This window comes from Alkalibacter rhizosphaerae (assembly GCF_017352215.1).
GTDB classification, from domain to species: domain Bacteria; phylum Bacillota; class Clostridia; order Eubacteriales; family Alkalibacteraceae; genus Alkalibacter; species Alkalibacter rhizosphaerae.
In genome coordinates, this window is sequence record NZ_CP071444.1 from 1,259,334 (window position 1) to 1,285,144 (window position 25,811).

A 25,811-nucleotide genomic window follows, 5' to 3' on the forward strand; every position below is an offset into this window, starting at 1 on the left:
TTTCAGCTCCTATCAACCATAACTCATATGTTTTTTTAAAAATCAGTGTGTATCGGTGCATCCACTTCATCATCGTCGTGCTCTTCCAAAACAGCAGTATATTTTTCCAACACTGCGTCCTGGATCTGTGTTCGGGTATCCATATTGATCGGGTGTGCAATATCCTTGAATTCTCCGTCCGGTGTTTTTCTGCTCGGCATTGCGATAAACAAACCATTCTGTCCTTCGATGATCTTGATATCATGAACGACAAACTGGTCGTCAAATGTCACCGACACAATGGCCTTCATTTTACCTTCTTTCGATATTTTTCGTACTCTTACATCTGTGATTTGCATTTTAAGCCTCCCCCTTTAGTTATAAAACGACGATAAACGTAGATACAATCCTTATTCCCATTATATCCAATCACTAACAGAATTTTTAGTATTTTTTTATTTTTTTATTAGTTTTTTTGAGATGTACCCCGTGGATGTCTTTTTTCAGGCTTTGTAAGGCTGAATGCGGATCTGGCTGCTGTCTACATCCAGTCGATCCATGACCAGGAGGGGGTTGTAGGCCTCCACCAGTTTTTTCTCCGGTTCTTTCGAAGCGATCAAGACGGAGACGCCTTTTACTTCCGCTTCGAATTCCTCCATCAAATGGATGATTCCCTTCACGGTGCCGCCCCCCTTCATAAAGTCGTCTACAATGACCACGCTGGACCCCTTTTGGAGGGCTCGCTTGGGAAGGGACATGGTAGAGATCCTGGAGCTGGTCCCGGACACGTAATTTACAGTAACGGTGGTTCCTTCCGTCACCTTGCTTTGCCGTCGAACGATCACCAGGGGTACGTTCAAATACTTTGCCGTCATCAATGCAACCGGAATCCCCTTGGTCTCCATGGTCACAACGCAGTCCACTTTCTCCGACAAATACCTGCTGGCAATGATCCGCCCCAATTTGTCCACGATATCCGGCATGTAGATCACGTCGGTATAATAAAGAAAACCTCCTTGGATGATCCGTCCCGGATCCCTGAGTTTGGCGCTTACTTCCTCTAGAAACTGCTCCCGCTCCCGGTCTGATATGACCGGCACGTATTTGACGCCGCCGGCTGCCCCGGACACGGTTTCCACCTTTCCCATTTCCAGGTTTTCGATAATTTTTTTCACCACCAGCACATCCTCGCTGATGCTGGATTTTGCTGCAGAAAACTTCTCGCTGAAATGATTGTAGGTGATCACCTTGTTGGGGTTGTCCGCCAAGATCTTTATGATGGCACCGATTCGTTCGTTTCTTTTATACTTTTCCACTTTTCACCTCGTTATTTCGTTCCCTGTCCATAAAACACGAATGTTTTTAGAATCTCTTATAATTTTATTCATGTTCTTTAAAAAATTCAACTATTATTTCCAATTAATGCCCCTTATTTGTCATTTCTTCTGTCTCCATTTGCCCGTCCTTATGCTATAATGGGTTCACCATCAACATTAATCAATGAACGAAAGAGGTAATTTTGTGAAACAGACATTGGAACGCATTTTGCATTTCCCCATAGAAGTAGTCCATTTTGTTGGGATCGGCGGTTCCAGCATGAGCGGACTGGCTTCCATCCTGTTGGAAAATCATATACCCGTTACCGGTTCGGACATGCAGGACTCCCTCTACATGCACAAGCTGAAAGAACGGGGGGCCAAGGTCTTCGTCGGTCACTCCGGCGACCAGATCCCGACAAACGCCAGCCTGGTGGTATACACTGCCGCCATTTCCAAGGACAACCCTGAACTTCTGCAGGCTGCCCAATTGGGGATCCCCATGATGGAACGGGCCGATTTTTTGGGAGTGTTGACCAGGGCCTATCCAAAAACCGTTGCCGTTGCAGGCACCCATGGCAAAACCACCTCCTCCTCCCTTATCGCCACTCTTCTTTATGAAGGCGGGTTGGATCCAACGGTGAGCGTGGGAGGCGTAGTATCCACTTTTGGAAAAAATTATCGGGTGGGATCCGGCGAGTATTTCGTCACGGAAGCCTGTGAGTATGTGGACAGCTTCCTCAAGTCCACCCATCATATCGGCATCATTTTAAATCTGGAGCACGAGCATGTGGATTATTTTAAAGATCTGGATCAGGTCAAGGACTCCTTTCGTCGATTTGCCGAGATCGTCCCTGCCGACGGGTTTTTGATCGTCAACGGGGATTCGCCGGACGTGTTGGACGCCATCGACGACTTGGACCGGAAGGTCCTTCGAACGGGACTGGAGCCCGGCAACGACTACCAGGCTACGGACATCCGTTATGACGATTTTGGAAAACCCACTTTTAAAGTATTGCGAAAGGGCGTTTTCTGGCAGGAATTCACCTTGAACATCCCGGGAGAGCACAATGTACGCAATGCATTGGCAGCCATCGCCTGTGCAGATCTTTGCGGTACCGATCCGGAAAGGATGGCGGCATCCCTGAAAACTTTTTCCGGCGCCGGCCGTCGTTTCGAGCACAAGGGCACAGCCCAGGGCATCACCGTAGTGGAAGACTACGCCCACCACCCTACGGAAGTGGCCGTGACCATCCAGGCTTGTAAAAATTACAAGGCCAACCGGCTCATCGTGGTATTCCAGCCCCACACCTTTTCCAGGACCTATCATTTTTTTGACCAACTGGTGGAGGCTTTGGGCGGTGCAGACCACCTGATCGTCAGCGACATTTATTCCGATCGGGAAAAAAATACCTATCCTCTCCAGCAGGAAGATCTGGCCAATGCCGTTCGAGATCGGTTTTCCATCCCCTCCGTCCATCTGTCGGATTTTGCCGCCATGGAGGATGCGGTGGCGGAACTGGCACAGCCGGGTGACTTCGTCCTTATTGCCGGCGCAGGCACCATCAACAAGATCATTCCGGGGATCCTGGAAAAATTAAATAATAAAACCTTCTAAAAAAACACCCTTTATGGGTGTTTTTTATCGGTGAGCAACATCTTCAATTTGGTGGATTTTTCAATAAACAACATCATGGGGTACCCCAATCCGTAAACCGCCAGAGTCTGCCCCAGACCGACGTAAAGGACACTGGGTAGATAAGGTATGTTCAAGGCTTGAAACAGCACGTACGGGATGACCAGGCTGTTTAAAAGGATGGACGGAAGGGGCACCAGCGCTTTGGTCTTGATTTTGGAGGCCCACCATGCCGCCGCGAAGGTGGTCAGACTGCCAAGTACCACATCCAGAAGCCCCAGGGGACTTCCGAAGAGATTGGCAAGAAGACATCCCACCAGCAATCCGGGAACTGCCGCTGTCGTAAACCAGGGCAACACCGTCAAGGCTTCCGAAATGCGCACCTGCAGGGCTCCATAGCTGAGAAATGGCAGCATCAATGTCAACACTGCATAAAGGGCGGCAATGATCCCCGCCTTTGCCAAAAAATAAGATTTGTTTTTCATGATATCCTCCGTAGTTTTTTTTATCGACAGGATTTTGCGAACTGTCATGGCTTTTCATTATACTGGATGAAACCCTTTTATACAACCCAAACTTTGCAGTTCAGAAAGAGAAAGGCACTGTGGTATAATGATATCATCTCTGGGAGGTGTTGCATGTGAAATGGGGATTGTTGCTTTGGGACGACGGTGCAAAGGGAGCATACGAGATCGGCGTATGGAAAGGCTTGATGGAATGCAGGGCGGATCTTTCCACGGTCATTTCCGCTTCCGCCAGCATCATCAACGCAGCCCTGATCGTTCAGGGAAAGATGTCCTCCGCATTGAACTACTGGTCTGCAGATTCTCAAAATCCGTTGGTTGCCTTCAATCGCCATTTGGCAGAGCAGTACGCCGCCCAATGGTCCGGTATGGACGAGCCGACCCTTCACCAGAAACTGGGACAGGCTTTCCATCCTTCCAACCCGGAATACCGGCGGGCCAAAGATTTTCTGGCCGACCACCTGGATGAATCCGCCATTCGACGTTCTTCCATCAACTTCATCCTGAAAACCTACGATCCGAAAACATTCGAACCGGTCACCACCCCTTTTTCCCGATCGTCTTCCGAAAATTGGCTGGATTGGATGCTCATTGGTTTCTATTATCCCATTTTTCGATCCATATCCATGGGAAAAACGGATGCCTCGGAAGAACAGGATCTGCTCAACATCGCCACGGAGCAGGAGACGAAGCAGTGGGTCAGCGTTGGTTTCCGCCCCGATCTTCTTGCCCGTTGGAAAAGACAGGATCCTCCGATCAATTCCATCAACATCATTCCTTCGGAGCACCTGGGCCTGAGCATGGACATGAAACCGGAAAATGTCATGAAAAACTTGGAAATGGGTTATCTGGACCTGTTGAAAAAATGGGACCGGCTGGAGGGGAAATTCTACTATGTGGATCTTCAATCCGGCAAGAGCCTTTGGAAGACATTCCATAAACGGCTGGGCTACCCTATTCCCGGGGAATCGGGGATCAAATTGAATGCACTTTTGGGGATGGGCTCCGCTTCCGGAAAAGAAGAGATGCTGGAGAAACTGGAGACGATCCTGAAAGAAACCACCTATCGGGGAACAAATCTGCCTTTGAGCATGTTGGAAATAACCGCACGAGCCCTGCAGCTGCCTCGTTTGAAGCGATATACCACCAACGAGATGATCCAGGAGATCTTCGGTACGGTCAACAACTTGCTGTCCAATCATTTGGTAACCATCAAATCTGCAGACACCATCTCCCGCACCTTCAAAAGGGACGTCGACGACCGGCTGCCATCGGACCCCCTGTCCTTTTTATCCGCATACGTTTACTTTTTAAGCCTGCGGATCCACAACATGGAGACCCTGACCCGGTTGACCAAACAGTTTACGCCGGAGACCCTCTTGTCCATTGTTGCATTGATCTATTTAAGCGAAAAATAAAACAGGCTGTTTCCAGCCTGTTTTTTTACGACGCCTTACCGCAGCATTTTTTATATTTTTTCCCGCTTCCACAAGGACAAGGATCGTTTCGGCCCACCTTGTTTTCCTTGACCACCGTCTTTGACCGGTTATATTGTTTCGTGATGGCTTTCTTTTCTTCCGGGCTCAAGATCCCGTCCCACTGCTCCAGTTCATAGAGCCAGGGAGCCGGTACGGCCAGCATGTTGTAATACAACTTTTCAAAATCGATATCCAGGGAGACCAGGTCGTTTTCTGCCATGTCTTCCAGTTTGTTGCTCTCCTTGATGCTTTCGTTTATTCCATCCAGAAAGCCCATGAAGTAAGCACTGCCTACACCAAAGCGATCTGCCAGTTCAAGAAAAGTCCCCTCTACATGAGATTCTTTCTTTCCTAGAAGATCTTCGTAGATGGTTTGTTCCTGATTGCAGAAATCATCCCAAAAAGCTTGCTGCTTTTCTTCCGATTCCATGGATTCCTGTACGGTGTTTTTCCATTGTTCATATAAAGTCATCCTGTGTCCTCCTCTTTCAATACGGGAAATTATACAACAAGTTCCACTGCATTACAACAATACCACTTCAAAATCTTTCTCCGCTTCCACTTCTTCGATTTCTCTCACTCGGACGTGATCCACCCTGGCGAACCGGTTGGGTCCTTCGTACAGGTAGTAGATAAAACGCTCTATGGGCACTTGGTCTCCCTGTGCATTGATTTCAACTGTAGAATCGGCATTGTTTCGTACATTGCCGGTGAGCCCCAGTTCCAAGGCGAGTTCCCTGGCAAACCATCGGAACCCCACACCCTGCACCCTTCCTTCGATCAGTAGATTCACTCTCATCGTCCTCTTCACCTCAACGACCATTATACCCATTTATTGCGGGAAACTTCAATCTTTATCTTGTTTATTCCATAATGGAACGGGTATAAACCCTAATATGAACCCACGAAAACATGGAAGAAGGAGTGTACAAAATGTCAAAACTTACAGCAACAGTTCAAAGCGGTGACTGGAAGAATGAAAAACACGTACCTGTGATAAAAGCACCGGAAAGCGCCAAAAAAGACGAGTCCTTTTTGGTCACCGTTGTAGTCGGCGAAGAGATCGCCCATCCAAACACCTTTGAGCATTATATCAAATGGATCAAGCTTTATTTCAAACCGGAAAGCGGAAAGTTTCCCATTGAGATCGCCACGGTTTCCTTTGATGCCCATGGAGAAGCCGGCGTCTTCACGGATTACTGTGCAGACGTTATGCTGAAGATCCAGGAATCCGGAGAATTGATGGCCATGAGCTATTGCAACATCCACGGATTGTGGGAAAACAGCATCTCCATTACATGCGAATGATCCAACTTTAAAAGGATGGGGTCCAATGACCCCATCCTTTTTTTCATATCATACTGGATTTTTTTCCACCCGCTCCGGATTCTTTGGCAAGCGAAGGATCAACACCAGACCCACACCAAAGAGGATGACCAGACTGAGAACCGCCTTTCGGATATCCCCTGTGATCAAAGTAATGGTACCGATCAGGATGGGTCCCATGATGGCGGCAAATTTTCCAAGGATGTTGTAAAATCCAAAAAACTCATTGGCGTTGTTTTTCGGGACGATCTTGGCAAAGTAGGATCTGCTCAAGGCTTGTATGCCCCCTTGGGCGGAAGCGATGAGGAATCCCAAAAATGCAAAATCCCAGATCGTCTCCATGCGAAAGGCCATGATGCAAACCAAAAAGTAGGTGATGATGCCGAAAATGATCATGTTTTTCGCAGAAAAACGTTTTGCCAGCATGCCGTAGAGCAGGGCAAAAGGAAAGGCAACCACCTGGGTCAACAGCAAGGCGATCATCAGACCGGTGGTATCCAGTCCGATCTGTTCGCCAAATACCGCCGCATTTCGAATGATCGTATCCACTCCGTCGATGTAGAAGAAGTAAGCAAGCAGAAAAATGGCAATGACCCGATATTTTCGTATGTTTTTAAAGGTGGCAAACATCCGCCGAAAACTGTTGGATACGGGATTTGGTTCCTTTGGGATATAGTGCTTCTGATGGACGTTTTTCAACATGGGCAAGGTGAACAAGCCCCACCAAAGCGCAGTGATCACAAAGGAGATCTTCGTCATCAGCAATACATCCAGACCGGAGAAATTGATCAGGAAGATGCAAAGAATAAAAGGAAAAACGCTGCTGATGTATCCAAAAGCAAACCCGGAAGAGGATACCCGGTCCATATTCTCATCCTCTGATACATCCACGAGAAAGGCATCATAGAAGATGTTGGAACCGGCAAATCCCACCACTGTGATCACGTAGAAGATCATCATGACCTGCCACTGGGTCTGGGGCACCAAGGCAAGAAACCCTGTAAAGGCAACCCCTAGAAGGGCGAAAAAGGTGAAAAAACGCTTTTTGAAGGACTTGTAATCGGCAATGGTACCCAGTATGGGACTCAGCAGCACGATGATGAAGGTGGCAAAGGCATTGCCATAGTTCCACCATGCGGTGGCAGCAGCCCCGGAAGCACCGCTGGCAGCGGCCATGCTGGTAAAATAGATGGGAAAAATGGCAGTGGTGATGATGATGGAGTAGGCCGAATTGCCGCAATCATAAAAGATCCAACTGATTTCTTCTTTGGTCAGCTTCATAATATCCCTTCTTTCTGCTTCCATTTTAACAGTTTCATCCAATGAAGAAAACAATTTGTGCTATGATGGAGTTAGAATTAATTGGAGGTGTAACCCATGTCAGATGCCATCAACCATTATCTTTGCGCCAAAGACTTGCTGGAGGAAGGGCCCATATCCTTTCCAGTGAATGAACGGCTGTTGTTTCTAGGCAGCCAGGGACCGGATATCTTTCTTTACTACAACGTACTGGAATCCCAGGAAAGCAAAATTCCCCTGGGTGATCGTCTCCACAAGGAACAGATCAACGACTTTTTTTATCACGGATTGCTCACTTGCCTCCATGCTCCGGAGTCTTACAAACCGATTTTGCGATCCTATTACATAGGTATGATCTGCCATCACGCACTGGACGTAGCCACCCACCCCTTTATCTTCTATCGAAGCGGGAGTTATCTGGAAGATCGTCCGGAAACACTGCCCTTCAAGCACAACCACAAGAAATACGAGATCCAGTTGGACATGGCCTACTACCATATGCGCACCGGAGAAAAAGCCCACAATTTTCAAGTCCATCGCCTCTTTGACGTTCCCGCCATGGCTGCAGATATCCTGGAGTATTTTTACGCGGAGACCCTGAAGGCAACATTCGGGATATCCATGGAAAAAGGGACGGTCCGAAAAAGTCTGGAGAAAGCAAAAAAATTGACCCGTGTGTTGTCGGATCCAACGGGATTGAAACGGCTGGCTGTCGGATTCGGGGAGATTTTGGCGGGAGATCCCGGCAAGTTCTCCACCGCCTTCTACGGGATCAAACCCATGGATCCCACCCTGGTATTGAATTTGGACAAGAGCATCTGGCGTCATCCTTGCGATGACACGCAAGCATTCACCGACTCTTATCCGGAACTTTGCCAGAAGGCCCAGGAAGACATCCGGCAAAAGATCCCTCTCATCGATCCCATGCTTCTGGGTCAGAAGGAAGTGGACCGGACGGTGCTGGATAACTGCTTTAAAGATCTGGGCTACGAAACCGGGTTGGATTGGAAGACCAGCCCGCCCATCCAATACTTCGATCCCATCCTTTGAAAAATATGGAATGCAAAAAAGGAAGATGCGTGACGCATCCTCCTTTTTTTATTTTTGGATCGATGGCGTTTCCACCTATCTGTCCATTTTCATGAAATTGATCAAGCCGCCTGCCTTGATGATGTCGATCTGTCGGTCCGTAATGTCCACGATCACATCAAAGAAGGTCCCTTTTGTTGCGTTGTGCAAGGTCATTTCTTTTTTGGTCACACCGTCCAGCACCTGTTCCATGGTCAGTTCATCCAGCAATTCCAGGGTGTCGTAATCGGCTTCGTTCTTGAATACCAGAGGCAAAATGCCGTTGTTGATCAAATTGTTCTTGTGGATCCTGGCAAAGGATTTTGCAACTACTGCCTTGATCCCCAAATACAAGGGCGCCAATGCGGCATGCTCCCTGCTGGATCCTTGCCCGTAATTGTGTCCGGCGATGATGATACCTCCCCCGTTGTCTTTTGCCCGCTGCGGAAAATCCACATCACAAGGCGTCAGACAGTAATCCGACAAGTATGGGATGTTGGATCGATAGGGAAGCAATTTTGCATTGGATGGCATGATGTGGTCCGTGGTGATGTTGTCCTCCACGATGATCAGCACCTTCTTGGCGATGGCATCCTGCAATTTCACTGTCTCCGGGAAAGGTTTGATGTTGGGTCCCTTGACGATGTCGACCTGGGTTCCTTCCGGGGCCGGCTCCACGATCATGTTGTCATTGACCTTGAAGACTTCCGGAATGGCAATGTCCAAAAGAGCAGGATCGATGGTAGTCACCGGATTCGTAATGACCCCCGTAATGGCGGATACGGCTGCCGTTTCCGGACTGACAATGTACACATCCGCATCCACGGTGCCGCTGCGTCCCTTGAAGTTTCGATTGAAGGTTCGAAGGGATACGCCGCTGGTGTTGGGGGATTGTCCCATGCCGATGCATGGTCCGCAGCCACATTCCAGGATTCTGGCACCGGCATCGATGAGCTTTGCCAGGGCTCCGTTTTCCGCCAGCATGTTCAACACCTGTTTGGATCCGGGTGCAATGACCAGAGAAACATTTTCCGACACGGTTTTCCCTTCCAAAATATTGGCCGCTTTCATGAGATCCAGATAGGAAGAATTGGTACAGCTGCCAATGGCGATCTGATCCACCTTGGTTCCTTCCAATTCCACAATGGTTTTCACATTGTCCGGAGAGTGAGGACACGCCGCCAGGGCATTCAGTGCATTCAAGTCCACAATGATCTCCAAATCATATACGGCATCCTCATCCGCTTCCAAGGGAACAAAGTCTTCCCCTCGTTCCTGGGCCGTTAAAAACGCTTTTGTGATGTCGTCCGATGGAAAAATGGATGTGGTGGCGCCAAGTTCTGCGCCCATGTTGGTGACGGTGGCCCGTTCCGGAACCGTCAGGGAGGATACCCCTTCACCAACGTATTCAAAAACCCGATTCACTCCGCCTTTTACCGTGCACCGCTTCAATACTTCCAAGATGATGTCTTTGGATGCCACACCCGGCTGCAATTTGCCGGCAAGCTCCACTTTCACGATCTCTGGCATGGTGATGTAGTAAGGTCCTCCGGCCATGGCCACGGCAACATCCAACCCTCCGGCACCGATGGCCAGCATCCCCAATCCTCCTGCCGTAGGCGTATGGCTGTCCGAGCCCAGTAAGGTTTGTCCGGGGACGCCGAAACGCTCTACGGTCACCTGGTGGCAGATTCCGTTTCCCGGCTTTGAATAATAGATCCCGTGTTTTTTTGCCACCGTTTGAATATAACGGTGGTCATCCATGTTTTCCGGACCGGTCTGAAGCATGTTGTGGTCGATATAAGCCACGGATCGCTTCGTTTTCACCCTTGGTACCTCCATGGCTTCAAATTGCAGATACGCCATGGTTCCGGTAGAGTCCTGGGTCAATGTCTGATCGATGGTGATTCCGATCTCCGTGCCCCGCACCATTTCTCCTATTGCAAGATGCTCCTTGATTATTTTCTCTGTGATCGTATAACCCATACTACATCATCTCCCATCTATTTTTTTAGTCCACCGCCTTGATCCGCCCGGAAAATCGGTTGGTCACAGCCAGTAGTTCCTCGTCGGAAATAGCGGTGGTTCTTCCCTTGTCGTATTGTTCATCTACCCATGTTTTCACCTGGAAAACCAAAGGGTCTTTTTTGCTGATTTTTTTTGTTTCACTTTCCCCCATCCAGTTGTTCATCCACGCAGCGATCCCCGCCAGGCCGGATGTCTGGTTCACTTTTATGACCACCGGACGATTCAGGATCCTTTTGGTATCGAAGGAGTTGTAGATTGCTTCGCACTTCATGATCCCGTCGGCATGGACCCCGGCTTTTGTCATGTTGAAATCATCTCCGACGAAAGGCCGTTTCGGATCCATGACGTAGCCAAATTCTCTTTCAAAAAATACCCGCATTTCATATAGAAAGGTCAGATCGATCTTCTTGTCCTGTTTCAGTTGGCTGTACTCGATGAGCATGGCCTCCAGGGGACAGTTCCCCGTTCTTTCACCAATGCCGAACATGGTGGTATTGACGGCAGACGCTCCATGGAGCCAGGCCGTCGTTGCATTGGTCACCACGTTATGATAGTCGTTGTGTCCATGCCATTCCAATGCGCCGGAGGGAACTCCCGCCAGCGTTTTCAAACCGTGGATCAAAGCAGGGATGCTTCTGGGGAGTGCCGCGCCCTGATAGGGAACACCCAAGCCCAGTGTGTCGCAGAGGCGAATATTGATCTGGACCCCTGCTTCTTTGCCCAAAGCTTGAATGTTTTGGACCAGAGGCAGTACAAATCCATAAAAATCGGCCCGGGTTATGTCCTCCAGGTGGCATCTGGGACGGATCCCATGATCCAGTGCCCGTTTCACCACATCCAGATACATCTCCATGCAGGCAGTGCGGCTCATTTTCAATTTTTTAAAGATATGATAATCGGAACAGGACATCAACAGCCCCGTTTCCGATATCTCCATTTCTTTGACCAGCTCAAAATCGCTGGCGTTGGCGCGGATCCAGGAAGTGATCCGGGGAAATTCAACCCCCTTTTCCATGCATGCCCTTACGGCCTTTCTATCCTTTTCCGAGTACAGGAAAAACTCGGACGTTCGGATCAGCCCCGTTTTGTTGTCGATTCGGTGAAGATAATCAAACAAGGCGGTGATCTGTTCTACGGTAAAGGCGGACATGGATTGTTGCCCGTCCCGAAATGTGGTATCAGTGATCCAAATGTCTTCCGGCAAGTCCATGGGGGTGGTCCCGCCGTCAAAGGACAGGACCGGCACCTGACTGTAGGGAAAGTATTCCCCGTATAGATTTGGTTCCATCACATCTACTGCCTGATAGGCATATGGGGATTTTCTGCTGTCCATTTATAACATCCCTTTCTCTTTGTTTGCAATATAATCTGATAATTCGCACAATAATAAATTATTGTTTATATTATCATAATATTTCTCTTGCAACAAGCACAAAAAGAAAGATTTACAAATTTTCTTTCATATTCTATGTTTTAAATTTCAAACAGCCCTACTTTTCTTTTTACCTTGGACAGTGTTTTATTGGCGGCCCGAATGGTTTTTTGTGTACTTTTCTCGACAATTTCCTTGATGTATCCCTTATCCGCCTTCAATCTCTGAAACTCGTTCTGGATCGGCATCAATGCATCTGCTACGGCTTCTCCAACTCCAATTTTGAAATCGCCATATCCTTTTCCTTCAAAATCACGTTCAATGGCATCAAAATCCATCCCCGTGGCGCAGGAGTAGATCTCCATAAGATTGGAGATGCCCGGCTTTTCCTGACGGTCAAAACGGACCAGGCTGTCCGAATCGGTGATCGCTCTTTTAAATTTGCGGATGATGGTGTCCCGGTCGTCCTGCAAGGTCACAAAAGAATTCACATTTTCATCAGATTTGGACATCTTTTTATTGGGCTCCTGCAAACTCATGATCCTGGCACCCTTTTCCCCAATATAGGGTTCCGGCACTTTGAAGGTGGGCGAATAGAGGTTGTTGAACCGGTTGGCGATGTCCCTGGTCAACTCCAGGTGTTGCTTTTGATCCTCTCCAACAGGAACCAGGTCCGATTGGTACAACAGAATGTCTGCGGCCATCAATACAGGATAGCTGTACAACCCCACTCGGATGTTTTCCCCCTGCCTTTGAGATTTGTCCTTGAATTGGGTCATGCGGCTCAATTCTCCCATATAGGAATAGCAGTTGAGCAACCAGGCCAGTTCGGCATGGGCACTGACATGTGATTGAAAATACAGGGTCACCTTTTCCGGATCCAACCCGGCGGCCAGCAGGGTGATAAAAGACTCAAAGCTGTTTTTTCGCAGATCTTTGGCTACTTGGGGAACGGTCAACGCATGGAGATCCACGACGCAAAAATAGCAGTCGTATGCATCCTGCAGATCCACCCAATTCTTGATGGCTCCAAAGTAGTTGCCGATGGTAAACGAACCGGAAGGTTGAATTCCACTGTATAATACTTTTTTTGTTTCTTCCAAATTCCTCGCTCCTCCTAAAATTGTTATATGAGATCCTGTTGATCTTCCTCCAGCAAGGCCACTTTCTCCAGAGTATAATTTTCCATCCCGAGCCGGTCCATGGTTTCTCTAAACTCTTGGACCCTGGCCGTTGTATAAACCGTCAAGTCTCCTTGCTTGTCCGTTTTGTTCAGGGAGGATTCCAACAAGTAGGCCTCCAGCATCCGGACTTGCTTGTTGGCCGGATTGATCAGCCGCAGATGAGGGTAGATCTCTTCTATTTCTTTTTCGATGATGGGAAAGTGACTGCAGCCCAATACCAGTTCCCGAATGCTGCCCTGTTCCAGTATGGGGTCGATGCACTCATGGATGTGTTTGTCCAGCAAGTACCTGTGGCGCAGCTGGTCATTGATGATCTGGGGCAGCTTCCTGGAGTCGTTGGACACGAATTTTCGGTTTCCATCCAAGCGTTCCAGCGTCTTTTCATAAACCCCGCTTTTCACCGTGGCGACAGTGGCGATGAGCCCGATCTCTTCAGAGTCGCTGTTTTCCAACACGGCCATGCAGCCTGCTTCTATGATCCCAAAGAGGGGTACCCGATGGGTCAGTTTGTCCATTTGGGAGGACACCGTATTGCAGGCCAGCAATATGGCCTTTACGCCCTTGTTTTCCAAAAATGCGATGATCTCGTTTGCCAGGTAAACGATCTCTTCTTCCGATCGGTTTCCGTAGGGCATCCTTTTGGAATCTCCAAAATAGATCACGTCTTCCTCCGGCAAGATCTTGACCATTTCTTTTACTACTGTGAGTCCGCCGACTCCTGAATCCATAACACCTACCGGTCGCTCCCGATTCAACAAACATCACTCTTTTCCATATGCATTCATTTCATCTCATTATTTTATCATAAAACCGGCTTTTGCAGTAAAAAAAGCCCGGAATATGTGAGTATTCCAGGGCTTTGACCGCAGTTTGACTGCAGCAGTATATTATCGTTTGGAGAATTGAGACGCTTTTCTTGCTTTTTTCAGACCGTATTTCTTTCTTTCTGTCATTCGAGCATCTCGTGTAAGGAATCCAGCTTTTTTCAGGTCTCCTCTTAAGTTCTCGTCGGCTTTCAGCAATGCTCTTGAAATGCCGTGACGAATGGCACCTGCTTGTCCGGTGAATCCTCCACCATGTACGTTGACGATAACGTCGAATTTATCCAGGGTGTCCGTCAGTGTCAACGGCTGCTTTGCGATGACTTTCAGTGTTTCCATTCCAAAGTAATCGTCCAAGTCCTTCTTATTTACGACAAACTTGCCGGATCCCGGTAGGATGCGAACTCGTGCAACGGATGTCTTTCTTCTTCCTGTACCCCAAAATTGTGTAACTGCCATTTTTATTCCTCCTCTCCCCTCTTATACGTTCAGTTCCAAAGCTTCCGGCTTTTGTGCAGTATGCGGATGCTCACTGCCTTTATAAACCTTCAACTTTTTGAACATCTGTCTTCCAAGAATATTGTGGGGGAGCATTCCCTTCACGGCTTTCTCGATAACGAACTCCGGTTTTTCCGCAATCATTTTTCGATAAGACGTTTCTTTCATGCCACCGATGTAACCACTGTGTCGTCGGTACATTTTTTGATCCAGTTTCTTTCCTGTCAGGTGGATCTTCTCAGCGTTGATTACAATGACGTAATCTCCCGTGTCCACGTGGGGTGTATAAATTGGTTTATTTTTGCCGCGAAGAATTGTTGCCACTTCGCTGGCCAGTCTTCCCAATGTCTTGCCATCAGCGTCAACGACAAACCATTTTCTTTCTACTTGGCCGCTTTTCGCCATCACTGTCGATCTTGCGTTCATCTTATATCCTCCATTCAACTTCGTTTTCGTTCCTATCAACTTCGTTTTTGTTCCTATCAATTACCGATCCGGGGCTAGTGGATCAGATAATGTGCCAACGTATATTTTATAACAGGAATCCCTATATGTCAATGATTCCAGTTCAATATATCACTTTTTTTAAATACAAGCCTTGGGGCGGTGCCGTGATCCCCGACGCCCTTCGTTCTTTTCCTTCGAACAGGTCTAGGATGGACTCCGGCTCTCTTTTCCCCTGTCCGATCTCCACCAGGGTCCCAACCATGATGCGGACCATGTTGTACAAAAATCCATTGCCGGCGATCACAAATACGTATTCCTCTTCTTCCTTACTCAGGACAAGTTCGTGAACGGTACGCACCTTGGTGGTCGCTTCGCTTTTCGCCGAGGAGAATGCCGTAAAATCGTGGGTGCCGATAAAATGTTCTTTTGCCCGGTCCATTCGATCAAAATCCAAAGGCTGTCGTACATGCCAAACCCGATTGTATCGAAGTCCGCTTCCCTGGGCCCTGTTCAACACCCGATACTCGTAGACTTTACCTTTCGCAGAAAATCGACTGTGGAAGTCCGATCCCCGGATCTTCGCTTCCAGAACACGAATGTCAGGAGGCAGGTTCCCATTCCAGGCATAGGGGATCTTTTCCACCGGGATGGTGGATCCGGTTAAAAAATTTGCAGATTGTCCATAGGCGTGGACACCGGCATCTGTTCGACCAGAGCCGGCAAGCTTGATCTTCTCACCTGTCATTTTTTCCCAGACATCCATGAGGACCTGCTGTATCGCCAACCCGTTATGCTGCACTTGCCAGCCACAATAGGCGGTTCCATCATATTCGACGATGATTTGGACGTTTTCCATAAGACACACATCCCAAAACTATATGAATCGGGTCATGAATACGGCAAATACCATGACAAAGGTGGCAACGTAGGCATACATGTCCCTTCCATGAAACTTCAACTCATGCATCCGGGTCCGGTTTTCTCCGCCCCGGTAACATCTAGCCTCCATGGCAATGGCCAATTCATCGGCCCGACGAAAGGCACTGACAAACAACGGGACAAGAATTGGAATCAGATTCTTTGCCCGTTGCAGCAAATTGCCACTGTCCAGGTCTGCTCCCCTGGCTTTCTGGGCTTTCATGATCCGGTCCGTTTCCTCCATCAATGTAGGAATAAAACGAAGGGCGATAGTCATCATCATGGCCAGCTCGTGGGCGTACTTACGAACAAAAGGAACACCCCGAAGGGAGTACTCGATCCCATCCGTCAATGCGATGGGCGAAGTGGTCAGGGTCATCAGGGAGGTCCCTGTCACCAGGAAGATCAGCCGCAGGGCCATGAAAGTGGCGACTCGAAAGCCCTCTTCCGTGATCTTGAAGATCCAGAATTGCCATTTTACCGTTCCCGGTGTCATGAACAGATTGATGGCCACGGTGATCATGATGATGAAAACCAATCCTTTTACACCTCGAAGCACATACCCCACAGGTATTTTTGATACCAGGGTGATTGCCAGAAGCATTCCAAGGGCCACCCCATACCCATACAAGTTGTCCACTACAAAAAGTGCAACGATGTAGAGCAGGGTGAAGTGTATTTTCGTTCTGGGGTCCAACCGGTGTATTATCGAATTGGTGGGATAATACTGGCCGATAGTAACATCTTTAAGCATCTTGTTTTCTCCTAATCATTTTCACGATCTCTTCCTGCGCCTGCTCCAGCGTATATGCATTCTGGTTTACCAAAGGATCCGTCTTTTTCAATTCCCTCATCAGGTAGGTCACCTGGGGAACGGCAAGGCCGATGTTCTCCAGCATTTCCGCCTGGGAAAAGACATTTTCCGGTGTATCGTACAGTGCAAGTTTCCCTTTGGACATGACCATGATCTTGTCCACGAACTTGGCGATGTCTTCCATGCTGTGGGAGACCAGCACCACCGTGATCTTGTTGGTTTCGTGCAAGGAACGAATGACGCGAAGTATGTCATCCCGACCTTTTGGATCCAAGCCGGCTGTGGGTTCGTCCAGGACCAGTACTTCCGGTTCCATGGCCAATACCCCTGCAATGGCGACCCGTCGCATTTGTCCGCCGCTGAGCTCGAATGGCGACTTGTCTTTTACTGTATCATAATCCAGCCCTACCAACTCAATGGCTTGCTGTACCCTTTTTTCGATTTCATCCTTCTTCAACCCAAGGTTCGTCGGTCCGAAGGCCACGTCCTTTGCGACGGTCTCTTCAAACAGCTGGTGTTCCGGATATTGAAATACCAGGCCCACCTTTTGGCGAATGGTTTTTGGATTGACGTTCTTGGCGTTGATGTCCAACTCGTCCAGAAAAACGGTTCCGCCGGTAGGCTTCAACAGGACATTCAAGTGCTGGATCAATGTAGATTTCCCGCTTCCGGTATGACCGATCAATCCGATAAAGGTTCCTTTTTCGATGGTGGCCGTGACCTGATCCAATGCGATGGATTCAAATGGGGTACCTTCCGAGTATATGTGAGATAAGTTCTTGATATCTATTGACATAGGGCATCCACCATTTCATGCACCGTCAGAACATCGCTGCTGGCCAGCAGGTTTTCCTTCTTCAAATTGTAGGCCAATTCCGTGATCTGAGGGACATCCAATCGCAAACTCTTCAATTTTTCCACTTGATTCAAAATTTCCCTTGGGGTTCCTTCCATGGCTATTTTGCCATTGTCCATTACTAAAATACGGTCTGCATCCACCACTTCATCCATATAATGGGTGATGTGCAGGATGGTGATGTTTTCCTCTTTGTTCAAGCGCTTGATGGTATCCATGACTTCCTTGCGGCCAGACGGATCCAACATGGCGGTAGGTTCATCCAGAACGATGCATTTCGGCTTCATGGCCAAAATACCTGCAATGGCGATCCGCTGTTTTTGACCGCCCGACAATTGATGGGGCTTCTTGTTTTTGTAGTCTCCCATTTCCACGTTGTCCAGGGCTTCATCCACTCGTCTTCGTATTTCTTTAGGATCCACACCAAGATTTTCCGGACCGAAAGCCACTTCTTCTTCCACCAGGGTGGCAACCAGCTGATTGTCCGGATTTTGGAATACCATGCCGGCATTTTGCCGGACTTCCCAAATTCGGTCATGATCTTTTGTATTGATCCCCGACACGATCACATCTCCGGACGTGGGAAACAATATGGCATTGATCATTTTTGAAAGGGTGGATTTTCCGGAACCGTTGTGTCCAATGATCCCAATAAACTCCCCTTCTTGAACGGAAAAGCTCACATCATCTACTGCCAGCGTGTCTTCCCCTTCATGTTTTTCATATATATAACCGACGTTTTTAAATTCGATCATTGTATTCATAAATGCCTCATTCCTGTAAAAAATGGACAAAAGGGATTAAACTTTTGTTTAATCCCACAGTCTCATTATACCAGCTCGATCAAAGCCGCTTCTGCAGCGTCGCCTCTTCGTTGCCCAAGTTTGTAAATTCTTGTGTAGCCACCGTTTCGCTCTTTGTACTTCGGTGCGATTTCGTCAAAAAGCTTTGCCACTACCGCTTCGCTGTTGATGTAGGCCAAGGCTTGTCTTCTTGCGTGAAGATCACCTCGTTTACCCAACGTAATCATCTTCTCGGCAATTCTGCCTGTTTCTTTCGCTCTGGTGATTGTGGTTTCCAGTTTCCCATTATCCAATAAGGCCGTAACCAGATTTCGTAGCATTGCTCTTCTCTGATCTGTGGGACGTCCCAGTTTTCGATAACCAGCCATCTTTATCCCTCCTTCTTACTCGTCGCTTTGTCTTAATCCCAAGCCGATCTCTGCCAGCTTGAATTTTATTTCGTTTAAAGATTTTTTCCCGAGGTTTCGAACTTTCATCATGTCTTCCTCGGATTTTTGCGTCAATTCTTCCACCGTGTTGATGTTTGCTCTTCGCAGACAATTGCTGGAGCGTACAGACAACTCCAACTCTTCGATGGACATTTCCAGCATTTTTTCTTTCTTGTTTTCTTCCTTTTCCACCATGATCTCAACGGTTCCTACATGATCGGTCAGGTCGATGAACAAACTCAAATGCTCGTTTAGTATCTTGGCAGACAGGGAAACCGCCTCTTCCGGGGTGATGGTGCCGTCTGTCCACAATTCCAACGTCAATTTGTCGAAATCTGTTACTTGGCCGACTCGGGTATCTTCTACCGAATAGTTCACTTTTTTCACCGTGGTGAAAGAAGAGTCTACCGGTATGGTCCCGATGGGCTGGTCTTTGGACTTGTTTTTCTCCGCAGAGACGTATCCACGACCTTTTTCCAGTACGATCTCCATATTGAGCTCCGATCCCGCACTTAGTTCTGCAATGTGCAGTTCGGGATTCAAAATTTCCACATCTGCATCAGCAATGATGTCCCCTGCCGTCACTTCTCCTTCCCCTTTCGCTTCAATGCGAACGGTTTTTGGCTCATCGCAATAAAGCTTTGCAGCCAATCCCTTCAGGTTCAGAATAATTTCCACGACATCTTCCTTCACGCCGGAAATGGTAGAAAATTCATGAAGCACGCCGTCGATTTTTACGCTGGTCACAGCTACACCCGGTAAAGATGACAGCATGATCCTTCGCAGGGAATTTCCCAACGTGGTACCATAGCCTCTTTCCAAAGGTTCAACAACGAACTTCCCATATTTGCTGTCTTCTGAAATATCAATTACTTCGATTCTCGGTTTTTCAATTTCTATCATTATAAACCCTCCCGTTTAATATTAGAATCCGTTGGCTTTTGAGGGTAACTAATCTATAAATGTCTATCTTGAATACAGCTCGACGATCAAGTGCTCTTCAATGTTCAAGTCGATGTCGTCTCTTGCAGGCAATGCAAGAACTTTTCCCTCGAGCTTTTCAAAATCAGTTTCCAACCATTTTGGTGTAACTTTGCTGGATGTAGACTCCAGAACGGTTTTGAACTTTTCAGATTTCTTGCTCTTTTCAGCTACCTGGATGACATCTCCCTCACCAACCAAGAAGGAAGGAATATTCACCTTGTTGCCATTGACGGTAAAGTGTCCATGCAACACCAATTGTCTCGCTTCTTTTCTGGAAGAAGCAAATCCTGCGCGGTATACGGAATTATCCAGTCTTCTTTCCAGGAATTGAAGCAAGTTCTCACCTGTGATTCCGCGTTTCTTTTCTGCCATTTCAAAATACAAACGGAATTGTTTTTCCAGAATGCCGTAAATTCTTTTGACCTTCTGCTTTTCTCGCAACTGAAGACCGTATTCCGACAATTTTGTTCGTCGTTGTCCGTGCTGACCAGGTGCAAATGCTCTTTTTTCCATGGGGCACTTGCCGCTGTAGCACTTGTCCCCTTTCAGGTACATTTTCATGTTTTCTCTTCTGCACAATCTGCAGGATGCTTCTGTATATCTAGCCATTCGTATATAACACCTCCTATTCTTCTATTACACTCTTCTTCTTTTCGGTGGTCTGCATCCGTTGTGCGGAATTGGCGTAACGTCCTTAATGGAGGATATTTCCAACCCTGCTGCTTGCAGTGATCGAATTGCCGCTTCTCGTCCGGATCCAGGTCCTTTGACAAATACTTCGATACTTCTCAAACCATGCTCCATGGCCGATTTTGCCGCTTCTTCTGCTGCCATTTGTGCTGCAAAAGGAGTGCTTTTTTTGGAACCTTTGAAGCCCATTCCTCCGGCGCTGGCCCAAGAAATGGAATTTCCAGTTACATCGGTAATGGTAATGATGGTATTGTTGAACGTGGACTGAATGTGGGCTTGTCCTCGCTCTATATTCTTTTTGATTTTCTTTTTTCTACTTCGAACAACTTTTTTTGCTGCCATGCCTATTTTCCCTCCTTACCACTATTTTTTCTTTCGAACCAATCTCTTCGGACCTTTTCTTGTTCTTGCGTTGGTCTTGGTCTTTTGTCCTCGTACTGGAAGACCTTTTCTATGTCGCAGTCCTCTATAACTTCCAATTTCGATCAAGCGCTTGATGTTCAAGTTCACTTCTCTTCGAAGGTCCCCTTCTACGTCAAAATCTGCATCGATAATGGATCGCAATTCATTGACTTCGGTTTCGGTAAGGTCTTTCACTCGCGTATCTGGATTGATCCCCGCTTTTCCCAAGATCTTTTGGGCGCTGGTTTTGCCAATTCCAAAAATGTAGGTCAGACCAATTTCAACTCGTTTATCTCTTGGTAAGTCAACACCGGCTATTCTTGCCATTAAATGTTACACCTCCTGTTAATTTTTGATAGTTTATTTTTCATGAAGAACATAGCAGTATCCCATAGATACTCAGCCGCAACTATATTCATATTTTTAACCTTGTTTTTGCTTGTGTTTCGGATTTTCGCAGATAACCATGACTCTGCCTTTTCTTTTGATGATTTTGCACTTCTCGCAAATAGGTTTTACAGATGGTCTTACTTTCATCTCAATTCCTCCTTTACCCCTTTTTTCCTTTTCCACGCCATATGATTCTTCCACGTGTCAAGTCATAAGGTGATAATTCTACAACTACTTTGTCCCCTGGTAAAATTCGAATGTAGTGCATTCTCAATTTCCCGGATATATGGGCCAATATTTGGTGTCCATTTTCCAGTTCTACCTGAAACATCGTATTGGGCATAGCCTCCAGAACCGTACCTTCGACTTCAATAACATCCTGCTTGGTCATTTAACATCCTCCTGTTCTCCAATAAGGCAATCTTTTTTGTATCGATCCAGCCCTCTTCGCACTTCTGCGTTGTTTATTTTTTTACCTTTTGACAGTTTTTCATTGATTTCTTCAATAACAAAATTGGTCTTGGCAACATGCTTGACTTTCTTCGCTTTGTTTTTTTCCACTCTTCGCAAGTCTCCATCCGCCAAGCTCAGCATATTCTCCGGCAGCAGGTTCACCACTACCATGAATTTGCCTTTGTCTCGACCGGCGATGGATCGCACGACCTGTCCCAAAATTATTTCATTGTTTTCCATTTCCCACCTCAAAGCTACTCTTTCGTGAGTATCAAAGGTTCCCCGTCTTCCGTTATGGCAATAGTGTGCTCGTAATGGGCGGATCTTTTGCCGTCCAATGTCACCACTGTCCAATTGTCGGAAAGGGTTTTAACCTTGTGCGTTCCTTCGTTGACCATGGGTTCGATGGCCAAAGCCATGCCCGGAGTCAATCGAGGGCCTCTGTTGGGAATGCCATAGTTGGGTATGGGAGGATCTTCATGCATGTCCTTCCCGATACCGTGTCCTACGTAATCCACAACGACGGAAAATCCGTTTTCTTCCACTGTCTGTTGTATTCTGCTGGATATATCGGATAGCCTGTTGCCGTTCATTGCATAAGCAATGCCGTCGTAAAAGCTTTTTCTGGTTACTTCGATCAGCCGCTTGGCGTCATCATCAATGGCACCTACCGGGTAGGTTTTTGCCGAATCGCCAACATAACCGTATAAAATCGCCCCTACGTCAACACTGACGATATCTCCCTCATGCAATACCCGTTTGGAGGGAATGCCGTGTACGACTTCTTCATTTACCGAAGCACAAATGGATGCAGGGAATCCCTGATAACCTTTAAAAGCAGGAATTGCTCCGGCTCTTCTTATAAATTCTTCCGCCAGTCTGTCCAGTTCCATTGTAGTGATTCCAGGTTTGATGTGCTTTGCCATCTCTCTATGAACTCCTGCTACAATCTTACCTGCTTTTTTCATTAATTGAATCTCTTCCGGCGATTTAACGATTATCATTACTTTGCTCCCTCAAGAGCTTTTTTAATGTCCTCAAATACCTTGTCGATGTCTTGTTGCCCGTTGATGTCGATCAACACGCCTGTTTTATTGTAAAAATCGATCAAAGGCTGTGTCTGTTCGTTGTAAACTTCCAGTCGCTTTGCCACCGTCTCTTCCACATCGTCGTCCCGCTGGTACAGCTCCCCGCCGCAAAGGTCGCAGACGCCTTCCTTTGCCGGTGGATTGAACTCCACGTGATACGTTGCGCCACAAGAGCGACAGATCCTTCTGCCAGTGATCCGCTTCAACAGCAGGTCCTGGTCTACCTCAATGTTCAATACTGCACTCAGGTCCATGTCCATGTCCGCCAATACCCGATCCAGTGCTTCCGCCTGTACCACGGTTCTTGGAAAACCGTCCAACATGAATCCTGCCTTGCAATCTTCTTGGGCCAATCGGTCCTGGACCAGGTCAACGACCAGTTCATCCGGGACCAAGAGTCCTTTATCCATGTACTCTTTGGCTTTCAAACCCAAAGGAGTGTTTTCTTTCAAGTTTTTTCGGAAAATATCCCCTGTTGATATGTGCGGGATCTGGAACGCTTCCACAATGTTTGCCGCTTGCGTCCCCTTGCCTGCACCAGGAGGTCCTAAAAGTACCAATCTCAAATTCATCATCTCCTAACCGGTCTACTTCAAAAATCCATCATAGTGACGCATCATCATCTGGGCTTCCAACTGCTTCACCGTTTCAAGGGCAACACCCACCACGATCAACAGACTTGTTCCTCCAAATTGAAGGTTTATGTTCATTACGTTGCCAAGTATGATCGGAATGATTGCCACAGCCGCCAGAAATACTCCGCCAAACAGGGTCAGTTTCGTCACTGATTTATTGATGTATTCCGTCGTAGGTCGACCCGGTCGGATCCCCGGAATAAAACCACCGTTCTTTTTCAAGTTACCGGCGATCTCAATGGGATTGAAGGTGATTGCGGTATAAAAAAACGTAAACGCAATAATCAAAACCAGGTACATAATGGTAGTGATGGTAGTTCCCCATCCGAAGTACTTTACGATCCAATTTGCGATCCCGGAATTGGGAAAGAAATTGGCCAGGGTTGCAGGGAACATGGTGATGGAACTTGCAAAAATAACCGGGATAACGCCGCTCATGTTTACCTTCAAAGGTATATGAGTGCTTTGTCCCCCGTACATCTTGCGTCCAACGACCCGCTTCGAATACTGCACCGGAATTCTTCTTTGTCCTTCTTGCACTGCGATAACGCCGATGATGACAATAACGGCAAATGCCACAAATACGACAAGGCTAAAGATGTTCAATGTTCCAACCTGAACATACTCGAACAACCCTTTTATTCCGCCTGGCAGTCTGGAAATGATGCTGACAAAAATGATCAGCGAGATACCATTCCCGACGCCGTTTTCTGTGATCTGCTCTCCCAACCACATCAAAAATGCGGTTCCGGCAGTAATGGTGATGACGGCCAAGGTTACGGTAAACCAGGTCTTTTCTGTCATGATCTGTTGGAATGTCAAGGTCAGACCCAGCGCTTGGACCAATGCCAGTACTACTGTCAAATATCTGGTGTATTGCGCCAGCTTCTTTCTTCCTTCTTCCCCTTCTTTGCTCAACCGCTCCAAAGCAGGTATGGCAAAAGTCAAAAGATTCATGATGATCGAAGCATTGATGTAAGGAGTGATACTCATGGCAAAGATGGTGAAATTGCTAAAGTTTCCTCCGGAGAAAATATCATAAAACCCCAACATGCCTCCATCTTGAATGTATTGGGCCAACACCGTCGTATCGATGTACGGTACGGATATAAAGCTGCCCAAACGATAGATGAAAAGCATGATCAGCGTAAAAATGATCTTCTTCCTTAAATCAGGTATTTTCCACGCATCCCGCAAGGTAGAGAGCATATTAGATCACCTCTACCTTTCCTCCGGCAGATACGATCTTCTCCTCAGCAGCTTTGCTGATTTTGTTCGCCTTTACCGTTAAAGATACGTTTATGTCTCCATTCCCAAGCACTTTGATACCCGTAAGGGTTTTCTTCACCAAACCAGCCTCTTTAAGCAGTTCCGGCGTCACTTCTGTGTTTGCAGTAAAAACATTCAAATCTTCTACGTTGACGATCGCGTAGTCTCTTCTAAATTTAGCATTGCTGAAACCTCTTTTAGGGAGTCTTCTAGCAAGGGGCATTTGCCCACCTTCAAAACCAATTCGCACACCGCCTCCAGATCTGGATTTTTGACCATCCTGTCCACGGCCGGCTGTTTTTCCCTGACCTGTTGCAGTACCTCTACCTTTTCGCTTCTTCTTGCTTGTAGAGCCGGCTGCAGGTTTTAGCTCATGTAATTTCATCTGTTACACCTCCTTATACTTCTTCTACTTCCAGCATGAAGTCAATCTTTTGTATCATCCCTCTAATTTGAGGTGTATCTTCTTTGATCACAGTCTGACCGATTTTTTTTAGTCCCAAGGCTTCCACGGTAGCAATTTGCTTATCCAGTCGGCCTATCTTGCTCTTTTTTAAAGTAATCTTCAAATTTGGCAAGGATACTCCCTCCTATCCTAGAATTTCTTCTACAGTTTTTCCTCTTAATTTCGCCACTTGTTCAACCGTGGTCAATCGGGCCAAACCTTCCATGGTCGCATTGACCATGTTTCTTGCGTTGTTGGTTCCCAACGATTTGGTTCGAATGTCACGAACTCCAGCCAACTCCAAAACCGCACGTACAGGTCCTCCGGCAATAACGCCAGTACCTTGTCCAGCCGGTTTCAGCAAAACGCTGCCCGCTCCATAATGTCCGACGACTTGGTGAGGAATGGTGGTATTGGACAACGGAATTTTGATCAAATTCTTTTTGGCGTCTTCGATACCCTTTCGAATGGCTTCCGGGATCTCGATGGCTTTACCGACTCCGGCGCCTACGTGTCCATTCTCGTCTCCAACGATCACCAGACAGCTGAATCTGAAGTTTCGGCCACCCTTGACGACTTTTGTTACTCTGTTTATTGATACGACCCGTTCCTTCAGGTCGAGTTTGCTAGCATCTATCAATTTTCGCTGCATGGATTAAC

General features: G+C 47.3%; 34 protein-coding genes. 4 read left to right on the forward strand and 30 right to left on the reverse strand.

The features are described 5' to 3' along the window. Positions 1-35 precede the first annotated feature (35 nt). Entirely contained in the window at positions 36-338 is a 303-nt protein-coding gene (gene spoVG / locus J0B03_RS06235; RefSeq protein ID WP_207298786.1) for a septation regulator SpoVG, read from the reverse strand. Between the two features lie 144 nt (positions 339-482). After that, complete coding sequence (purR, locus tag J0B03_RS06240; RefSeq protein ID WP_207298787.1) at positions 483-1,295, reverse strand: pur operon repressor; 813 nt, start codon at positions 1,293-1,295, stop codon at positions 483-485. A gap of 205 nt (positions 1,296-1,500) precedes the next feature. On the opposite strand from purR, the gene murC reads away from it, so the two are divergent. Continuing rightward, complete coding sequence (murC, locus tag J0B03_RS06245; protein ID WP_246798080.1) at positions 1,501-2,913, forward strand: UDP-N-acetylmuramate--L-alanine ligase; 1,413 nt, start codon at positions 1,501-1,503, stop codon at positions 2,911-2,913. Positions 2,914-2,924: 11 nt separating this feature from the next. Here murC and J0B03_RS06250 read toward each other — a convergent pair whose 3' ends face one another. Beyond that, on the reverse strand, positions 2,925-3,416 hold the full coding sequence (locus tag J0B03_RS06250; protein WP_207298789.1) for a QueT transporter family protein: 492 nt from the start codon (positions 3,414-3,416) through the stop codon (positions 2,925-2,927). Between the two features lie 155 nt (positions 3,417-3,571). Here J0B03_RS06250 and J0B03_RS06255 point away from each other — a divergent pair, with 155 nt between their 5' ends. After that, on the forward strand, positions 3,572-4,873 hold the full coding sequence (locus tag J0B03_RS06255; RefSeq protein ID WP_207298790.1) for a patatin-like phospholipase domain-containing protein: 1,302 nt from the start codon (positions 3,572-3,574) through the stop codon (positions 4,871-4,873). A 25-nt stretch (positions 4,874-4,898) separates the two neighbouring features. On the opposite strand, the gene J0B03_RS06260 is transcribed toward J0B03_RS06255, so the two are convergent. Next, the gene (locus J0B03_RS06260; protein ID WP_207298791.1) at positions 4,899-5,405 is read right to left on the reverse strand and encodes an SEC-C metal-binding domain-containing protein; all 507 of its coding nucleotides are present in this window, start codon (positions 5,403-5,405) and stop codon (positions 4,899-4,901) included. A gap of 51 nt (positions 5,406-5,456) precedes the next feature. Continuing rightward, the gene (locus J0B03_RS06265; RefSeq protein WP_207298792.1) at positions 5,457-5,732 is read right to left on the reverse strand and encodes an acylphosphatase; all 276 of its coding nucleotides are present in this window, start codon (positions 5,730-5,732) and stop codon (positions 5,457-5,459) included. Positions 5,733-5,866: 134 nt separating this feature from the next. Between J0B03_RS06265 and J0B03_RS06270 the strand changes: the two genes are divergently transcribed. Further along, a complete protein-coding gene (locus tag J0B03_RS06270; RefSeq protein WP_207298793.1) occupies positions 5,867-6,241 on the forward strand; it encodes a class II SORL domain-containing protein in 375 nt (124 codons plus the stop codon). Positions 6,242-6,289: 48 nt separating this feature from the next. Here the strand turns inward: J0B03_RS06270 and J0B03_RS06275 are convergent, their stop codons facing one another. Beyond that, entirely contained in the window at positions 6,290-7,540 is a 1,251-nt protein-coding gene (locus J0B03_RS06275) for an MFS transporter (protein WP_207298794.1), read from the reverse strand. A 96-nt stretch (positions 7,541-7,636) separates the two neighbouring features. Here J0B03_RS06275 and J0B03_RS06280 point away from each other — a divergent pair, with 96 nt between their 5' ends. Then, positions 7,637-8,608: a zinc dependent phospholipase C family protein gene (locus tag J0B03_RS06280; RefSeq protein ID WP_207298795.1), complete on the forward strand. Its 972-nt coding sequence runs from the start codon at positions 7,637-7,639 to the stop codon at positions 8,606-8,608. A 75-nt stretch (positions 8,609-8,683) separates the two neighbouring features. Here J0B03_RS06280 and J0B03_RS06285 read toward each other — a convergent pair whose 3' ends face one another. From J0B03_RS06285 to rpsE, 24 genes are all read right to left on the reverse strand, one after another. Beyond that, positions 8,684-10,612 (reverse strand): aconitate hydratase, encoded by a 1,929-nt coding sequence (locus J0B03_RS06285; protein ID WP_207298796.1) that lies wholly within the window; start codon positions 10,610-10,612, stop codon positions 8,684-8,686. Positions 10,613-10,637: 25 nt separating this feature from the next. Next, on the reverse strand, positions 10,638-11,987 hold the full coding sequence (locus J0B03_RS06290) for a hydroxymethylglutaryl-CoA lyase-like TIM-barrel protein (RefSeq protein ID WP_207298797.1): 1,350 nt from the start codon (positions 11,985-11,987) through the stop codon (positions 10,638-10,640). A 140-nt stretch (positions 11,988-12,127) separates the two neighbouring features. Beyond that, complete coding sequence (gene trpS, locus J0B03_RS06295; protein WP_207298798.1) at positions 12,128-13,129, reverse strand: tryptophan--tRNA ligase; 1,002 nt, start codon at positions 13,127-13,129, stop codon at positions 12,128-12,130. 23 nt (positions 13,130-13,152) lie between these two features. Beyond that, positions 13,153-13,965, reverse strand: a complete 813-nt coding sequence (murI, locus tag J0B03_RS06300; protein WP_207298799.1) for a glutamate racemase — start codon at positions 13,963-13,965, stop codon at positions 13,153-13,155. Between the two features lie 132 nt (positions 13,966-14,097). After that, positions 14,098-14,490: a 30S ribosomal protein S9 gene (gene rpsI, locus J0B03_RS06305; RefSeq protein ID WP_207298800.1), complete on the reverse strand. Its 393-nt coding sequence runs from the start codon at positions 14,488-14,490 to the stop codon at positions 14,098-14,100. A 21-nt stretch (positions 14,491-14,511) separates the two neighbouring features. After that, positions 14,512-14,955, reverse strand: a complete 444-nt coding sequence (gene rplM / locus J0B03_RS06310; RefSeq protein WP_207298801.1) for a 50S ribosomal protein L13 — start codon at positions 14,953-14,955, stop codon at positions 14,512-14,514. 142 nt (positions 14,956-15,097) lie between these two features. After that, positions 15,098-15,832, reverse strand: coding sequence for a tRNA pseudouridine(38-40) synthase TruA (gene truA / locus J0B03_RS06315; protein WP_207298802.1), 735 nt, complete (start codon positions 15,830-15,832; stop codon positions 15,098-15,100). Between the two features lie 18 nt (positions 15,833-15,850). After that, positions 15,851-16,648: an energy-coupling factor transporter transmembrane component T family protein gene (locus J0B03_RS06320; RefSeq protein ID WP_207298803.1), complete on the reverse strand. Its 798-nt coding sequence runs from the start codon at positions 16,646-16,648 to the stop codon at positions 15,851-15,853. After that, positions 16,641-17,504: an energy-coupling factor transporter ATPase gene (locus J0B03_RS06325; RefSeq protein ID WP_207298804.1), complete on the reverse strand. Its 864-nt coding sequence runs from the start codon at positions 17,502-17,504 to the stop codon at positions 16,641-16,643. Before J0B03_RS06325 ends, J0B03_RS06320 begins: the two co-directional genes overlap by 8 nt. Then, positions 17,495-18,328, reverse strand: coding sequence for an energy-coupling factor transporter ATPase (locus J0B03_RS06330; protein ID WP_207298805.1), 834 nt, complete (start codon positions 18,326-18,328; stop codon positions 17,495-17,497). The genes J0B03_RS06325 and J0B03_RS06330 overlap by 10 nt, the downstream gene beginning before the upstream one ends. A gap of 65 nt (positions 18,329-18,393) precedes the next feature. Then, on the reverse strand, positions 18,394-18,735 hold the full coding sequence (rplQ, locus tag J0B03_RS06335) for a 50S ribosomal protein L17 (protein ID WP_207298806.1): 342 nt from the start codon (positions 18,733-18,735) through the stop codon (positions 18,394-18,396). A gap of 15 nt (positions 18,736-18,750) precedes the next feature. Then, positions 18,751-19,698, reverse strand: a complete 948-nt coding sequence (locus J0B03_RS06340; RefSeq protein ID WP_207298807.1) for a DNA-directed RNA polymerase subunit alpha — start codon at positions 19,696-19,698, stop codon at positions 18,751-18,753. Between the two features lie 63 nt (positions 19,699-19,761). Then, a complete protein-coding gene (gene rpsD / locus J0B03_RS06345; protein ID WP_207298808.1) occupies positions 19,762-20,388 on the reverse strand; it encodes a 30S ribosomal protein S4 in 627 nt (208 codons plus the stop codon). A 27-nt stretch (positions 20,389-20,415) separates the two neighbouring features. Continuing rightward, complete coding sequence (rpsK, locus tag J0B03_RS06350; protein ID WP_207298809.1) at positions 20,416-20,811, reverse strand: 30S ribosomal protein S11; 396 nt, start codon at positions 20,809-20,811, stop codon at positions 20,416-20,418. Positions 20,812-20,832: 21 nt separating this feature from the next. After that, complete coding sequence (gene rpsM / locus J0B03_RS06355; RefSeq protein WP_207298810.1) at positions 20,833-21,198, reverse strand: 30S ribosomal protein S13; 366 nt, start codon at positions 21,196-21,198, stop codon at positions 20,833-20,835. Positions 21,199-21,294: 96 nt separating this feature from the next. Further along, positions 21,295-21,408: a 50S ribosomal protein L36 gene (rpmJ, locus tag J0B03_RS06360; protein ID WP_025434559.1), complete on the reverse strand. Its 114-nt coding sequence runs from the start codon at positions 21,406-21,408 to the stop codon at positions 21,295-21,297. Between the two features lie 13 nt (positions 21,409-21,421). After that, complete coding sequence (infA, locus tag J0B03_RS06365; protein WP_207298811.1) at positions 21,422-21,652, reverse strand: translation initiation factor IF-1; 231 nt, start codon at positions 21,650-21,652, stop codon at positions 21,422-21,424. Continuing rightward, complete coding sequence (locus tag J0B03_RS06370) at positions 21,649-21,954, reverse strand: KOW domain-containing RNA-binding protein (RefSeq protein WP_207298812.1); 306 nt, start codon at positions 21,952-21,954, stop codon at positions 21,649-21,651. Before J0B03_RS06370 ends, infA begins: the two co-directional genes overlap by 4 nt. Positions 21,955-21,968: 14 nt before the next feature. Beyond that, the gene (gene map / locus J0B03_RS06375; RefSeq protein ID WP_207298813.1) at positions 21,969-22,718 is read right to left on the reverse strand and encodes a type I methionyl aminopeptidase; all 750 of its coding nucleotides are present in this window, start codon (positions 22,716-22,718) and stop codon (positions 21,969-21,971) included. Then, positions 22,718-23,368, reverse strand: a complete 651-nt coding sequence (locus J0B03_RS06380) for an adenylate kinase (protein ID WP_207298814.1) — start codon at positions 23,366-23,368, stop codon at positions 22,718-22,720. Before J0B03_RS06380 ends, map begins: the two co-directional genes overlap by 1 nt. Before the next feature lie 21 nt (positions 23,369-23,389). Then, on the reverse strand, positions 23,390-24,646 hold the full coding sequence (gene secY / locus J0B03_RS06385) for a preprotein translocase subunit SecY (protein WP_207298815.1): 1,257 nt from the start codon (positions 24,644-24,646) through the stop codon (positions 23,390-23,392). A 1-nt stretch (position 24,647) separates the two neighbouring features. Continuing rightward, on the reverse strand, positions 24,648-25,091 hold the full coding sequence (gene rplO / locus J0B03_RS06390; RefSeq protein WP_207298816.1) for a 50S ribosomal protein L15: 444 nt from the start codon (positions 25,089-25,091) through the stop codon (positions 24,648-24,650). Between the two features lie 13 nt (positions 25,092-25,104). After that, a complete protein-coding gene (rpmD, locus tag J0B03_RS06395; protein WP_207298817.1) occupies positions 25,105-25,284 on the reverse strand; it encodes a 50S ribosomal protein L30 in 180 nt (59 codons plus the stop codon). A 12-nt stretch (positions 25,285-25,296) separates the two neighbouring features. Beyond that, a complete protein-coding gene (rpsE, locus tag J0B03_RS06400) occupies positions 25,297-25,803 on the reverse strand; it encodes a 30S ribosomal protein S5 (protein WP_207298818.1) in 507 nt (168 codons plus the stop codon). Positions 25,804-25,811 lie beyond the last annotated feature (8 nt).